Source organism: Nitrospiria bacterium, assembly GCA_036397255.1.
Classification (GTDB): domain Bacteria; phylum Nitrospirota; class Nitrospiria; order DASWJH01; family DASWJH01; genus DASWJH01.
In genome coordinates this window covers 1-14,766 of sequence record DASWJH010000046.1, presented here as the reverse complement: position 1 = coordinate 14,766, position 14,766 = coordinate 1, and the positions used below count along the sequence as shown (strand labels likewise).

Genomic DNA, 14,766 nt, shown 5'->3' with positions numbered 1-14,766 from the left:
AAATAAGTTTCTGTATTTATCTTGGAAGAATTTTTAAGGGGCTTCTCTGGGACAATAAACCCATAATTTCATCGGGGGGCAAGGGGGGGCTAAAAACAAAACCTTGGATTTCGTCACACTGGATTGATTTCAAATAGTTCATTTGATCAAGGGTTTCAACCCCTTCAGCAATTGTTTTAAGGTTTAGGTTGTGAGCCAATGTGATAATGGCAGCAACGATGGATGAGTGATCCGGATTGGTGGTAATATCATGCACAAAGGATTTATCAATCTTCAATTTACTTATGGGAAATCGACTTAAATAGCTCAGGGAAGAATATCCTGTCCCAAAATCATCAATTGAAATTTGGATACCCATACTATTTAATTTCTTTAGCGTTGAATGGGTGGAAACCGCATTTTGAATCATGCTTTCCGTCAGTTCCAGCTCTAAATATTTGGGATCCAAGAAGGATTTGTTAAGGGCAGAATCAATTTTTTGAATAAGATCTCTTTGTAAAAACTGACGCGCCGATAAATTAATAGCCACCTTGATCCCCGTATTTCCAACCGATTGCATGGCCTTGGCCACAGCACAAGCGGTTCGGATCACCCAATCTCCTATGGGAACAATTAGACCTGTTTCTTCGGCGAGGGGTATAAATTTGTAGGGGGAGATTAACCCCTTTTCCGGATGATTCCATCTTATGAGGGCTTCCATTCCAACAATTTGCCCTGTGCTGAGGTTGACCTGGGGTTGGTAATGAAGAATGAATTCATTTCTCTCCAGGGCACGGCGGAGTCCATTTTCCAAAGCAAGCCTTTCAGAAACCCGAGTGTTCATTTCGGGAATGTAAAATTGATAATTATTTCTCCCGTTTTCTTTTGCACGGTACATGGCTGTATCCGCATTTTTAAGCAACGTCTCTGAATCCCTCCCATCATTCGGAAAGATACTGATCCCCATACTCGAAGTGATATACAGTTCGTGGTCCTTCAATTCAAATGGGTTTAAAAAGATTTCAAGGATTTTCAAAGCAATTTTTGGAATGTCTTGAGTTGTTGCAAGATCGGCAAGAAGAATCGTGAATTCGTCTCCCCCCAATCTGGCAATGGTATCTCCCTCCCGCGTGCAACCCGCCAACCGTTTTGCAACCGCTTGAAGCAGAAAATCTCCTATAGTATGTCCTAGGGTATCATTGATTTGTTTAAATTGGTCCAGATCAAGAAATATGACACCCACAGGCTGTTTTTTCCATCCGCACCGGGCCAATTCCTGGTTCAAGCGATCAATAAACAATAAACGGTTGGGTAACATGGTTAACGCATCATGGTAGGCTTGATGCTCGATCAACTCTTCTGCCTTTTTCCGATCGGTAATATCCCTGATGGATATCAAATGGGCAGGCTTTCCATTCCATTCTGTTTCAACCGTCAACATTTCCCCCACCCCTATCCCCCCTGAAATTCGAATGATCTCAATTTCTTTGGGTTCATTGGGAACGACAGGAAAATTAAAAGGTTTCCCTGGGAAAACAGTCATTTTATTTTCAAAAAATAGCCTGCTGTATGGATTTACAAACCGAATAATCTGTTCCATATCTACGATAATAATTCCATCTCCGCTTTTTTCAACCACGTTTCGAAAACTTGCCCGGCTGGCTTCAAGGGCTTCTTCGGCCAGATTTTGTTGCTGGGTGATCGCTTTTGCGGACAAAAAACTTGCTCCCATTACCACAGCAGTAATCATTCCAAATATTATAAAGAAAAACCCTGTTGCTTTGGTTTTGCTTGCGGTAAGGGCATTTTTTGATTCAAATAGGGCAACCCTCACCGGGCTTTCCTTCGGTCCAATGGGCAGGAGGGTATAAAAATATCCTGTTCCCCCAATTTTTTTCACGGCAATTTTTTTTGGGTTTTCCTGATGGTTTAAATGGTCTACCGGATGAAAAGAGGATATAATTCCATTTCCTTGTGGATTGATCAGGGCAACCTCAAGACCCGTCCTTTTTTTTAGACTATCCAGAAAATTTTGATCCAGTAACATCCCCTCCTGAAGGACTCCTAATGTTTGACCGGAAAATTGAAAAATTTTAAAAACCGAAATATGAATCCCCTCTGGATGTTGGTTTCGAATAATGGCTTCCCCGTTTTTTGATAATTTTTCCATGATTTCCGGGGAAAGCCGATTGAATTGGGTAGTTCGGATGATTTCCGATTGAATGCTTGGGGGTGTTTGCAAAGGGGTTGAGGGAGGGCCAAAAATGAAACCCTCTCCTGCTTGATCCTGGGAATAAGGCGAGAAATTAGAGACGGAGTTCACCCGCTCTGTTTGGGAAGTCCGTAAAGGTTTAAAGGGTTCCAAATTTTCGTTTTTTAATTTTTGAAGACCAAGGATGGGTTTACCGCTTTTATCAAACAAATGAATCAAATCCGCTTGTGACAACTGTAAAAAATGAGTTAAAATTCCTTCTAAAAATTCTAATTGGTTTCGAGTCATGGTGCTTATTAATATCGGCTGGGAAACATGTCTTTCGATTTCATTCAATAGGAAACCTTCTCTTTCTCTCAGTTCTATCTCCACACCAGTCCGAGCAGCGGTTAAACGATCGTTTACCTCATGTTCTAAACTTCTTTCCAAAAAAGAAAGGTAGGTCAACATCATTACCAACATCGGAATAATGGAAACCATAAGGAAACCTGCCAGTAGTTTATTCCTGAGATTCGAAATCTTTGAGACCATCGAAGAAAAAACCATTTATAGGACAATTTCCTTTCTAAGATTTTTGAATGTTCTTAAAATGAGGCGAAAAAAAGCTCAGCCCAATATATTTAAAATAGGACTGTCAGTTGGGCCCCTATTTGATTATTGTCTATTTCCACATTATTCCCATTTTCGTTGTTGATCTGATATTCTGCTTTGATCCACGTGTTTTTATATATTTGGATACGAGGACCAAACGCAATCTCCGAAAAATCATTTTTGGCATTGTCATCCGCGGTCCAATCCGTATAACGAACATTAAAATCCACCCGGTTATCAAGCGCAGGGAGAGGGGGAACCAGGGAAAGCAGAACATAGTATCCCGAGACATCCCGATCAAAACTGGCGGTTCCTAATCCTTCATCTGTCCCCAATAAATATTCCCCTTGCAAATAAGCAAATCCCAGTTTGAGAAAGGCATGCAAACCGAATCGATAAGACTCCAAATTATTGTTGGTATCATGAGGACCGGTTACGTAAGAAAAACCAAAATTCAGTCCCGGAATCAATTCGGTGACCTGAATTTCAGCCCCAAAAGATTTTCCTGAATTAGCATTGGAGCCAACCGTATCCCTTCCCCGACTGTCCTTGTTTTGTACCGCACTGCCATTAATAACATAAAAATCCATAGTCCCTGTTTTTGGAATGTCCTGTATGATCTGTACCCCCACATCGGTCCAGGTATTGTTGAGAATAGAATTACCGTTTGCGCCGCTTTTAACCAAAGGTGGACGTGTGATCAACCGATTATCCGATGGGGAATGGAAATAGTTCTCTAACCCAAACGGAACCAACACCGCTCCAAATGCGAATGTTGTCCCTTCCCATGGTGTAATGTCGATTTCGGCTTGTTCGATGAAAATTTCGGCATATTGCTTGTCATCCGTTCTTTCAGGTGCATGCTCAAACTCTATAATGATTTTGGCAAAAACATGATCATTGATCTGATAACCGAAAAACGGTTCAAAAATGTGCTGATCAAAACTATTGTTCCCCCCGGGACCTGGCACTTCTCGGTCAAAAAACTGGAAGGCCGCATATCCATGGAAGGTTACCTTTTCCTTTTTCTTCCGGGTGGAAAAAACATCCTCGAATGTGAAATCCCCATCCTGTCCCTGGGCATGGGTAATTTGCGGCAAACCCATACCCAGAAAAAACATGAGGACGAAGCCTGACGCAATATACCGTCGGGGGTTCATTTCTCCTCCTGAAGGTTTATTAAAATCTTAAGTCTTCCTTCCTAGTCATCGTTGAAATAGGTGTACACCTGAATGACTTCTGTTTCAATTTCGGAAACCGCTTGCTGAAAACTGCGGATATCCCCTTCCATGACCGGCACATCGATAAAAACACCCGGATTCCCCAGTGATGCCTGTGCGAGCAGAAAATGTCCTTCGATTTTCACGTGCCGATCAAGGTCACGTCTTTTGATATTGCCGGATAGAATTTTAAGGTAATAATCCTTTGCTCTATCCAATCGAGCCCTCGAATCGAGATAGTCCTCCTGGTCACTATCCATAATGAGTTTGAATTGCTCTTTAATCCCCAGGAATATGGTTTGGGCAAGGTACTTCAGAATTTCTCCCTGATTTTTATCGGCCAGGGACCGTCCGAGTTTATCTCTGACACGGGTGCCGAATATTCTGTCGTATTTCTTTACCCGGTCATCGATTCGGGCGATGGAATTTTCTACAGCTTCCCAATCTCCTTCCCTTCCGGAAATCAATATATCCTCAAACGTTTTTATAAGAAGGTCCTGCTGTTTTTTGCCGTGTGCCCGGTGCATGATATCCGCGGTCCCTTGGGCAAAACCCTCCACACCGTATCCTTGAAACAGAAAAAAGGTTGCCAATAAAAGAGTTAGAATCTTCAAAGGGTTCACCCAGCAAAAAAGCGGTTGATGTTTTAAAAATTGCAGGACAGCCATTGCCCCACTTTAAATTTATCACCCGCTGACAGGGTGTCAACTTAGGGGTTTTTGTCATATTCTCAATGAAATAATAGGTTTATAATCTATTACTTTTAAATATGTTCAAATGGGAATTAGTTGGAACGATTTAAATTTATTGGTGGAAAAAACGTTTCGCCACGGAATATGGGCGTGGTTTTTTTCCTGAAAACGTTGTATTTAATCAACGGAAAGTTCTTAAGGGAATGATCAACGGAAGGTTAAGACAGAAAGGAAAAGGGGCGAAAAACCCACCGGGAGGGAAAAAATCTTTTAATCAATAATCACGCACCCACCCTCCCCCAAGGATATCCTTATTGCTGGGGTCCGGTTCATGGCCCGGTTTATAATAAACGGTCTTGCAGCCCTTGGTTTGACAGAACCAAGCATATTGACGCTCTTTCAGGGGAGAACGAACACTTTTGGAATGACAGGCCGTACAAATATATTCCCCCGAATGGACATCCCTGGTCAGTCCGAGGTTTTTGATGAACTGGAATTTGGGTTGCAGTTTATACGTTTGATATTCAACCACGATGACTAATACCGAGCAGACCAAAAAAAGCAACACCGCGATTTTTGTCCAGAGCAACGGACTGACCGTTTGGATCATCTCATGGGAGAGATATCGATCCAGGACATTTGAGAAAAGCAATCCCATGAGGGAGGTCAGCCAGAGGAAAAAAAAGAATTTTTCCCGGGATGTCAGAGATCTCTTGCTTTTAATCACGCCCGTAATCTTTCACGTACAAAGCAGGAATTTTGGCAAGATTTGGAAGCGTCTGTCAAAAGAAGATACAAAATGACAGGATTCGCTTCCTTCGCATCGGTCTCCAAAATAAAAAACGCGGGACCCGATTCACAAAATATTTATCCCAGAATTCGGTTTTTGTCAAACTTGGCTAGGGGGACATGTGGTGCCCCCGGCGTGATTTGAACACGCGACCTTCGGTTTAGGAAACCGCTGCTCTATCCTGCTGAGCTACGGGGGCAAATGATTTTTTCAACATGGAGGGTTGTTGAAGAATCCGATTGGTTGTCGAAGTTTAAGGGATTTTGGCAGCCCGGTCAAGGGCTTTAAAGCGAAACAGGCCTGCTCTTCCCGGTTTTAAAATTTCAGGTTAAACCCCGAAAGCTATGGGTTTAAATTTTAATTTTTTCCTCCGCCCTTCTCCGCTAATTTAACGCTTTTCGACGATTCGCTTTTCAGATCCCAAAGGGCAATGTTGGTCATTGACTATACCTCCTGTTTCAACTAGTGTTCTTAAAAAAACATGAATTTTATCCATGTCATTCCGGCCGAACCCGCTCCCCGATAGAGTTATTCGAAGGCAGGCTTCGCGGGCGAGAGCCGGAATCCAGTGTTTTTGATTCCTGGATTCCCGCTTGCGCGGGAATGACGGCCTCAAGGTATTTTCTAAACATGACACCAAGTCTCTTTAGGCAAATCTGTCCCCCAATAATAGAGGCGGTAAAAAAAAAATGATTGGGAGGGTTCGATATGAAATATCATTGCCAAAATTGCCTTTGCGGGGTTGATAAAAAAAACGAAACAAATCCTCCGACAGATGAAGAAGTCCAAAGGTATCGCTGTCCGGACCCGGATTGTCCCGGAAAAATGAGGATCTCAACTGAATTGAAAGGGAATAAACGGTTCGGTGTCACTTGTTATATCAGCGACTGTGGAGCCGTCTATGATTTATACAATTTTCAAAAGGATGAAAATAATTTGAGGTGTCCTTTTTGTCAAAGAGTGGGAAATCAGGTTATATCCAAGGAAAAGTGAGTCGAGTCCGACAGGCAGGCGGGATAGAAAGGATTGTATCGATCACGAGTGATGGGGTCAGCCATGCAATTTAGATCTTTTTAGATTTATATTTTTCCTCTCCAAAAGTATATTGAAATACTTAATATATCTCAAGAAAATTGATTATGGGGTCATGATGGGGTCAGTGATGGGGTCAGCCATGCAATTTAGATCTTTTTAGATTTATATTTTTCCTCTCCAAAAGTATATTGAAATACTTAATATATCTCAAGAAAATTGATTAGGAGGTTTCCCTATTAAAAACCCGGTGAGGGGGAATGGGTGATGGGTAAGGGGGTTATTTTGAAAAGACGAAAGGGGTGAGAAGGAAGGCGTTAGGCGAGAGGTTTGAGGCTTTCTTTAAAAAAAACGTGAAGGGTAAGGGGTTAGGCGTTAGGGGGGAACACTCTACCTCCTCCTTCCGCTCCTTATAAATGAGGGGAAAAGTAAAACCTGGATTCCCTATGGGATCATTCGGGAATGACGGGATTAGAAACAATATCTGAGGAAAACCGGATCTTAAAATCCCCCTACCTCCTTTTCCAAAGGGGGAAAACTTTAAAACGACAGACTTTAATTTCTAGATTCCCGATGGGATCATTCGAGAATGACAAAAGAACCTGTAACATCCTACTAAATGTGTGTCGTCATTCTCGCGAAAGCGGGAATCCAGAGGTTAAAATTAATGGCGTCCTACCTGTGGTCAGTTCTTGTGAAGTCTACTATCGTATTCGAAGTTTTCAACTTTGAGGATTTTGACGGACTTCATCTCGGGGTGGGCAGGATTAATGAGGATATTAAACTCATGGGGTACAACCGCGGACGGCACCCGAAATAAAAGACTTTCCATGCTGGATACCCATTGTGTCCCGATGTCTGCTAAAGAAAAAGGAGCGGGATATCTGTTCCAGTCAGTTGGCAATTTAGCGGGATCAATTTCCTTGGGAATACCTGTGTCGGGGACACCGATCGAGACAATTTTGATTTCTGCCGGAAGGTATGGTAAGGAGACATGGACCAGATACTCCATCGCAGCAAGGGACCGATGTTCAGAAGTATATATCACCCCCGTATCTCTTCTATTCCATCGTCCTCCTATCAGTCTAGCCCCTCTCCCGGACAGGTCCCGGGCATGCTTGGCGAGAGAAATCCGATAAACCTCCCTCATGCATATACACCGTACTCAATCCGACCCAACTCTTCCATTACCATTTGAGCGCCGGTTTTAAGGCTGACCAAACCGCTGGGAACATTCCCTCCCAAGGCTTTACTTGGAGAATTAAACCAGGACATGAACTTTTCCCGGGACCCAAACACCTCAATGCCTCTTCCCACGAGAAACACCAGCTGAATAATGTGCTCCGAAACGGTAGGGTTGAACTTCTGTTTTCTGGAATACCTCTGAATCGTGCGAAGGGTAATGGGAAGCATACGCGCTACCTGATCCGGAGAAAAGTTCAAAAAACGCACAAAATTCATGAGGGATGCTTTGGAAATCCCCTCTTTACTCATTTCAATCACGTCCATGTTGGATTTAGGCTTTTTGTGAAAGACCTTTCTGAATATTTCCCCGGCTTGCTCATCACGCTCTTTGATTGTTAAGGGTTTCATTGAATACCTCTATTTTATTGAGAATGTATATATGACAACTGTCCAAATTATAAACCAATTTGTCATGACTGTCAACGACCCGGCATCGGTTAAATTTAAAAAAACAATGCGTTTTAGATCTTTAAGACAAAGGATGGACTACACCCCTGAAGCGGCACAAAAAAGGGTAGAATGTCTGACAGGTAAAGGCATAGAAAGGGGAAAAATACATTTTTCAAGGGAGGATATGGATTTTAAATAAAGACCTCCCTAAATTCAATTTCGGTATTACCGTCCCTTTTTCCTGGTTGTTGAAAGTTTATGAGAAGGCCCTCTTTAAAATTTAAAATTTTTAAATAATTTTTGAGTTGTTGCTCCTCGGGAATACCCATCTGACCCCCTACGGCTTTAAGCTCAACCACTAACCTTTCTTGCCCATTATGTATAACAAGATCAGGATACGCCTCACCGATACAGTGATCTTTATATTTCAACTCAATTACTTTTTGGCTCTCGTACTTTATTTTTTCAAGCCGAAACCCAACCTGCATTGCCTTATCGTAAACGATTTCAGGGTGCCCGGACCCTAAAGTCTTATAAACGTCCACGGCTATTTTTTGAACTTTTTTAATCATTGAATTACTTTTCATTTAAACACCACCAATGCTTCCTTTGTCTTTCCATTCCCATTTAGGACAACATTATTCCCTATTATTTACTTCTCTTAAAACTATTTCAATCATATAACTTGGTTCCACCCCACACGTTTAATCAGAATCTATACCCGACTTTTTTTTTATTTCAAGACCTGCCCCAATTAATCTATAGGAACGGAGCGTCTATCTTTTCTATTCCTCTCTCGCAAAAGCTCTGTTGAAATGTCTGTTGGATGGTACCTCTAAAAATTTTCGAATTTACGGTGGTCTAGGCCAAAATGTTCCCAACTCTTGCCTCAGTGCTCATTCTGTGGTATCTTAACGAGCATTGCGTAAGACCCTCTCTACTTTGGGGGCGGAGACCCCAATGATTAGGAGAGGACGCTTACGTTTTTTTTTACCCACTCCTCCCTTTTGGGGTGAAATCATAAAATTGAGAACATTATCAATTGGTTAGGTGGTGGGAGAAAGGCCGGGTTTTTTAATCTGATGAATGAACTTGTCTCTCCTTTTACAAAACGTGAAAGAGGTAACTTGATCTTAAAAACTGTGGTCACGAATATCCGAAATGTCATCACCAACACTGCAGGGATTGGCTATCACATTGTGATCCTTATCCTGAGTGCTGGGATTGCCTTGTCTTTACCGCTGGTAGCCCGGAGTTTCCTCGCTTACTGGGGCAGAGTGGAGAAGGAAAAGATTTCTCTTTTGTCCCTAGAAATAGGGGTGGCGGTTTTTCTGATTGTCTTCTTCAACTACATCCGCCGAAGTCTTCAGGACAGGGCCCTTGCCAAGATGGCAATCGGCGCGGGATTGGTATCTTTTTTTCCGAAGCGTGGACCTGGTGCACAGAGTCGAATTAGAAAATTAAAAGAAAAGCACGGTACCGGTAGAACTCTGTTGGTAATAGGATCAAGTGGCCACGGAACCTTTGTTGACCAGGTGGGAAATTTATCGACCGTGCTGGAAAAATGCCTGGGGGCCAAAATTCTCCTGGTGAATCCCTACAGCCAGGAAGGAATAAAACGCATACAAGCTATCGGGGATCCCGATCTCACCCTCGAAAACTATCGAGCAGAGGTCAGGCAAAGTATCGCATTGCTCAAGAGGCTTAAGGCGATCGGGAAAGTCGTCAGGCTTAAGCTTTATTCGGACCCCCCGCTCATAAAATTGGTTATTCTGGGCGACTACCTCTGGCTGCAGCATTACCATACTGATCTGGATATCCAGAGCATGCCTGAATATGTTATCCAGCACACCCTAAAAGGCCATGGCTTGTATACCCTGTGTTACCAATATTTTGTTCAGAGATGGGAAAATACCAGAATACCGGAATATGACCTTGATACCGATGAACTGGTGTATCGAAAAAGCACCGGCATCGAGATCAAAAGGGTAAGATTTGCGCCGGAGGAAGCGTCTGAGGGTTTCCGGCAAGACCAGGAGAAACCCAATCTCACTTCTGATGCAAACCTACCCAAATCGTCCAGACTCATCGATACTACGGCCCTTCAAGTGGAAACCTAAAGCGACCCGGCCCCCAAACTCAAAATTTCCAGGTTTGGAGCCCTCCACAAGACTATCAATGACTCCAGAACCAGCACCTATATTAACGGGTCAAATTCACGTTTTACCTCATTCTTCCAACCAATCGCCTCTAACTTCTTTCGGGAGTACCCTGAATTAAGACGCCTCAACCCATCGATTCAGCCCCTCCTGACCTGAACCTATTTTTCAGCTACCACTTTCGTACTTGAAGGAGACCTTTACTTTTGCCCGGTAGGTGTCGACCTTGCCGTCCTTCATCTGCATATCGAGTTCTACGACCTCGGCAACCCTTAAATCTCTAAGGTGTTTCGCCGCCCTCTCAACGGCCGTTTTAGCTGCCGCTTCCCACGATTCATTACTCGTTCCGACCAGCTCGATCACCTTGTAAACGCTATCCGGCATAACAACCTCCCTTTAATATGTGGATTTCAAAATAGGAATCGCAAAAATTGAAAGTTAAACTCAAACACCTTTTCTTTTTTTCAGCGATCCCACCCAATAGAAATTAAATCGATTATGATTGCACTTCCCTTTTGAAGCACCATAAGCAATAAAGCCCTATGCCTATTACCAAGAACAACGGCAGACCCACCAGTATGACTTTAATGAGCTCAACCCCGCTCGCGTAGAAGGCCTCTTCAACCGTAAATTGCTTTGGATAAAACGACTTTAAGTAATGAATCTCTTCCACCGAATGCCATGAGACAGAAGCGATCACAACCATACAAATACCAATCACGGATAAGATCAAACCGCGCCACCGCTGCTTCATCGTTTCGCCTCTTTCTATGCTCTCTACCCCTGACTTACCGCGTACTCCGCCTGCGGCGAATTACATCTTAAGCCTTATCCCCATATGATTGGGCATCTAAATCTTTTTTCTTTCCAATTCTGTAAGCATCAATAACCCCAAATATCCAACAAATAATTATAAATAACAAGAGGGAATTGATGATCTGGCTCCCCGAAGAGAGCGTTGCCTGGGTGGCTGCCTTTGATAGGGTGTTCATATCAATGATTCCACCTTCGGATATAATCTTTTCGACCATGGTTAATGCCTGTTGAATTGCTATTACGACAATGATTGCCATTCCGACAAAAACGGTTACCATCAAAATGATACCCCGCCTATACTGTTTTAGAACAGCCTGCCCAACGCCTGGAAATACCAAGCCTGATAAAAGCACTCCCTTTAATGCGTGATTCATGATTGCCTTGTTTAATCCCCTACTTACTCCTTGGGAATTATGAAAGTTGGTCAACTAAAGATTGGATCTCATTTCACCGGTCATGGCATATCATGAAACTGGGATACCGTTCCATCGAGAATGATATCCGAATACCGAAGGGGGTTCTTTAAACGAATCCCTTCAAAGGACCGGCACCGGCTTAGGGCTACATAGGTTTGCCCGTGTGCAAACGCACCGTACCCTAGATCGATAATAACGTTATCAAATGTCTTGCCTTGGCTTTTATGGATAGTGATCGCCCAAGCAAGCTTGATCGGATACTGTTTGAAGGAACCGGTAACCTTGGGCTCAATCCGGCCTTCTCCCCTGTTATATTCATACTCAAATTTTTCCCACTCTGATGGCTCAACGGTACAAAGGGAATCACCTACCAATACGGTAATTGAATCTTGTGAAAGCTTTTGAATCACCCCAAGACTCCCGTTGACCCACCGTTTAGTGGGATCGTTCTTGACCATCATCACCTGGGCCCCCGGTTTTAACTTCAACCGTTCTTCCGTTGGGTAAGAGTGCTTATCATAATTGCCGGTCACCACGGCATCAAAAGCATAATCTTTCGACCCTAAGGAATCCAAATGTTTTAAATTGATGTCCAACGCTCGTCGATTGGTGCTGGTAAGCGTAATCGTCAGTTCCCCCTTTTCAAAGCCGAGGGTTGGATCGCACCGTTGATTGAGATCGAGTAAATCAGACTCACCGAGATCATTATTGCGGACTTTATTTAACAGCTCGATAAACCTGGAATCTTTCTGGCGAAACACTTTCCCCAGCTCAATCACTTCAAATTTATTCTCTTTGAACGCCTTGGAATCAAAGAAGTACGGGCTTTCATAGGTGTCGTTGAGATACGCCTGTAACTCCGCCTCAACAATGGGTGGAAGCTGATAAAGATCACCGATACAGATTACTTGTACACCCCCAAAGGGCTCGTTTGGCCGTAAACGGTTTAATCTCAGAGAGTGATCAATGGCATCCATGACGTCTGCCCGCACCATTGACACCTCATCGATGACAATGGTGTCTAATGCGGCAAATAGCTTTTTCTTGCCGCGAACCCTCCTCACTTCTTTTTCAGTTATGAGACGCGGAGGAAACCGAAAGAAAGAGTGGATTGTTGAACCGCCAACATTAATGGCGGCCACGCCTGTGGGAGCCAACACAACGATTTCCCGCTTTGTATTTTCTTTAAAATATTGAAGAAGCGTGGATTTACCGGTCCCGGCCTTCCCGGTAATGTAGATATGCCGTCTCGTGTGTTCCATCAAGCTGAACGCATGTTCAACATCCGGGGTGATTTCAAAATCTTCGGGTATAACCACAGCCTGTTGAGAGAATTTTTTATTTTTTGCTTTCATTTTTGCCTCTGCTTATCACTTACCACTGGCTATTTCCCTCCTAACAATTGTGGTTACCATCGCCTTGGGTGTGGTCTGGCCGCGAAATTCGTCGAATTCAAATTCGATGGCATCGCCTACCTGCAGGCTGTTAAATTTAAGGCCCTCCAGATGGGTCTTGTGAAAGAAAAATTCCCGACCATCTTCGGCCAGAATGAATCCCGAACCCTTCCTAGCTTCTATCTTCTTGATCGTGCCCTTTAATTTCATACCGTCCCTATCGGAATCAGGCGATCGGGGTAAAGGTCCAGGAAACCCGGGTTCGGCCTGAACCTATTAATCCATACAAATTGGAACAGAAACTTTTGCTTATGAAACCGGTGGGTATTGCGCCAAACACCACGGGGGGTATAACGTCGATTTCCTCTATTAATGTATCCTCGAAATACTTTTTTAAAAATCGAGCACGTCATTCCCGCGCCAGCGGAAATCCGGAAACCAAAAACGCTTCATTATTTACTCTTTCTATAAATATTTCAATTCATTCCTTTGGTCCGATCCAAGTCCCTCCCGCGATTTACTTATTTAAGTGTGGATAACTAATTTTTTAACTTTCAAAAAGAATAAAAGGAGATCTAAAAGGGAAAACTTGCATTGAACTCTTTTTTTTTTCCAAAACCTTCCACAAACTCCTCTCCACGGTCTTTTGAATGAAAAATGAGACAAAAAGGCATAGTCTGGGGTTCCTTTATTGGTGTAAGGGAAGGTTTTCTTTGAAGTTGGGCCTCGCATCTAAAGGAAATACCTCTTTGATTCCCAAAAAACTCTTTAGAAAAAAGGAAGTCAAAATGAAAAAATCTTACTTTATCATTTTATATGTTCTTATTTTTTCAGCTTCTCCAAGTAAGGCTGGGTTTTTAGATAACATTATGGAAAACCTTGATCTTTCGTCGCAGCAGGGACTTGAGGACAAGACAGTGATCTCAGGCCTTAAAGAAGCCCTTTCCTTAGGCACTGATAAGGCTGTAAAAAAGGTTTCAAGCATTGACGGATACTTGGCAAATCAAGCCATAAAAATACCTATGCCTGAAAAAATTCAGAAAGTGGCAGACGTTCTTGCTACGGTGGGCTTTCAAGAACAAGTTGATAATTTCATAATCAGTATGAACCGGGCGGCTGAAAAGTCTGCACCTCAAGCAACATCGTACTTTGTAAATGCATTAAAGGAAATGACCTTCGAAGATGCCAAAGAGATATTAAACGGAGGGAACACAGCAGCCACGGATTATTTCAAGTTAAAAAAATGGGATAAACTTTATAATGCCTTCAGACCTGCTGTTTCATCGAGTATGAACGACATCGGTGTAACTCGTTTTTATAAAGATATGATGGATAAATATACATCATTGCCTTTTGTTAAGGAAGAAACCCTTGACCTCGACAACTATGTAACCAATAAATCACTGGATGGGCTTTTTTATATGATAGCCCGTGAGGAGGAAAAGATAAGAACTGATCCTCCCGCACGGGTTACTGATCTTTTAAAAAAAGTATTTCAAAAATAGTCGGTAGAACTTGATGTAAACCAATAAAGATTTTTTATCCCTCTGCCGTTTCTCCCTTAGGAGGATTAAACCTCCTCTTGACTCTTCATATCTCCCTTTTTATACCCTTCACGTCTTTCCCAAAGCCCCCTATTTTTCAGAAGACTTTAAACAAAAAGCAAATTGTACCTTTTCTTTATTTATGTGTAATCCCAAAATGATAATGTCCTATTTGCCCAAAATAGAAATGTCCTATTGGCTGATAGAATGCCCTGACATGGAAGGAGGGCAGAATGGCCAGAGAGGACATGCTGAAGATGAGTGTGAAGGAACTTCCAAGGGTGCA

The 14,766-nt window shown here is 42.8% G+C and carries 16 protein-coding genes and 1 tRNA gene; 3 read left to right on the top strand and 14 right to left on the bottom strand.

Annotation, left to right across the window (positions count from 1 at the left end; genetic code table 11):
• Positions 1–16: 16 nt before the first annotated feature.
• The 6 genes from VGB26_05580 to VGB26_05555 all read right to left on the bottom strand — a co-directional run bounded on the left by VGB26_05580 (position 17) and on the right by VGB26_05555 (position 6,116).
• Positions 17–2,737, bottom strand: coding sequence for an EAL domain-containing protein (locus VGB26_05580; GenBank protein HEX9757252.1), 2,721 nt, complete (start codon positions 2,735–2,737; stop codon positions 17–19).
• Between the two features lie 74 nt (positions 2,738–2,811).
• On the bottom strand, positions 2,812–3,942 hold the full coding sequence (locus VGB26_05575; protein ID HEX9757251.1) for a hypothetical protein: 1,131 nt from the start codon (positions 3,940–3,942) through the stop codon (positions 2,812–2,814).
• 41 nt (positions 3,943–3,983) lie between these two features.
• The gene (locus tag VGB26_05570; protein ID HEX9757250.1) at positions 3,984–4,670 is read right to left on the bottom strand and encodes a hypothetical protein; all 687 of its coding nucleotides are present in this window, start codon (positions 4,668–4,670) and stop codon (positions 3,984–3,986) included.
• A gap of 298 nt (positions 4,671–4,968) precedes the next feature.
• Positions 4,969–5,352 (bottom strand): hypothetical protein, encoded by a 384-nt coding sequence (locus VGB26_05565; protein ID HEX9757249.1) that lies wholly within the window; start codon positions 5,350–5,352, stop codon positions 4,969–4,971.
• 254 nt (positions 5,353–5,606) lie between these two features.
• Positions 5,607–5,683, bottom strand: a tRNA-Arg gene (locus tag VGB26_05560).
• 298 nt (positions 5,684–5,981) lie between these two features.
• Positions 5,982–6,116, bottom strand: coding sequence for a hypothetical protein (locus VGB26_05555; protein ID HEX9757248.1), 135 nt, complete (start codon positions 6,114–6,116; stop codon positions 5,982–5,984).
• Between the two features lie 76 nt (positions 6,117–6,192).
• Here VGB26_05555 and VGB26_05550 point away from each other — a divergent pair, with 76 nt between their 5' ends.
• Complete coding sequence (locus VGB26_05550) at positions 6,193–6,477, top strand: hypothetical protein (GenBank protein HEX9757247.1); 285 nt, start codon at positions 6,193–6,195, stop codon at positions 6,475–6,477.
• Between the two features lie 724 nt (positions 6,478–7,201).
• Here VGB26_05550 and VGB26_05545 read toward each other — a convergent pair.
• From VGB26_05545 to VGB26_05535, 3 genes are all read right to left on the bottom strand, one after another.
• Positions 7,202–7,666: an RES family NAD+ phosphorylase gene (locus VGB26_05545; GenBank protein HEX9757246.1), complete on the bottom strand. Its 465-nt coding sequence runs from the start codon at positions 7,664–7,666 to the stop codon at positions 7,202–7,204.
• On the bottom strand, positions 7,663–8,109 hold the full coding sequence (locus tag VGB26_05540; protein HEX9757245.1) for an antitoxin Xre/MbcA/ParS toxin-binding domain-containing protein: 447 nt from the start codon (positions 8,107–8,109) through the stop codon (positions 7,663–7,665). The genes VGB26_05545 and VGB26_05540 overlap by 4 nt, the downstream gene beginning before the upstream one ends.
• Positions 8,110–8,342: 233 nt before the next feature.
• Complete coding sequence (locus VGB26_05535) at positions 8,343–8,738, bottom strand: GxxExxY protein (protein ID HEX9757244.1); 396 nt, start codon at positions 8,736–8,738, stop codon at positions 8,343–8,345.
• 540 nt (positions 8,739–9,278) lie between these two features.
• Between VGB26_05535 and VGB26_05530 the strand changes: the two genes are divergently transcribed.
• Positions 9,279–10,271: a hypothetical protein gene (locus VGB26_05530; GenBank protein HEX9757243.1), complete on the top strand. Its 993-nt coding sequence runs from the start codon at positions 9,279–9,281 to the stop codon at positions 10,269–10,271.
• Between the two features lie 207 nt (positions 10,272–10,478).
• Here VGB26_05530 and VGB26_05525 read toward each other — a convergent pair whose 3' ends face one another.
• The 5 genes from VGB26_05525 to VGB26_05505 all read right to left on the bottom strand — a co-directional run bounded on the left by VGB26_05525 (position 10,479) and on the right by VGB26_05505 (position 13,146).
• Positions 10,479–10,694: a dodecin family protein gene (locus VGB26_05525; protein ID HEX9757242.1), complete on the bottom strand. Its 216-nt coding sequence runs from the start codon at positions 10,692–10,694 to the stop codon at positions 10,479–10,481.
• A gap of 112 nt (positions 10,695–10,806) precedes the next feature.
• The gene (locus VGB26_05520; protein HEX9757241.1) at positions 10,807–11,064 is read right to left on the bottom strand and encodes a hypothetical protein; all 258 of its coding nucleotides are present in this window, start codon (positions 11,062–11,064) and stop codon (positions 10,807–10,809) included.
• A gap of 67 nt (positions 11,065–11,131) precedes the next feature.
• Positions 11,132–11,500 (bottom strand): hypothetical protein, encoded by a 369-nt coding sequence (locus tag VGB26_05515; GenBank protein HEX9757240.1) that lies wholly within the window; start codon positions 11,498–11,500, stop codon positions 11,132–11,134.
• An 80-nt stretch (positions 11,501–11,580) separates the two neighbouring features.
• Complete coding sequence (locus tag VGB26_05510; GenBank protein HEX9757239.1) at positions 11,581–12,897, bottom strand: AAA family ATPase; 1,317 nt, start codon at positions 12,895–12,897, stop codon at positions 11,581–11,583.
• Between the two features lie 15 nt (positions 12,898–12,912).
• On the bottom strand, positions 12,913–13,146 hold the full coding sequence (locus VGB26_05505; GenBank protein ID HEX9757238.1) for a cold shock domain-containing protein: 234 nt from the start codon (positions 13,144–13,146) through the stop codon (positions 12,913–12,915).
• A 578-nt stretch (positions 13,147–13,724) separates the two neighbouring features.
• Between VGB26_05505 and VGB26_05500 the strand changes: the two genes are divergently transcribed.
• Positions 13,725–14,441 carry a DUF4197 domain-containing protein gene (locus VGB26_05500; protein ID HEX9757237.1) on the top strand — a complete coding sequence of 239 codons (717 nt, stop codon included), beginning with the start codon at positions 13,725–13,727 and terminating at the stop codon, positions 14,439–14,441.
• The last annotated feature ends 325 nt before the right edge of the window (positions 14,442–14,766 follow it).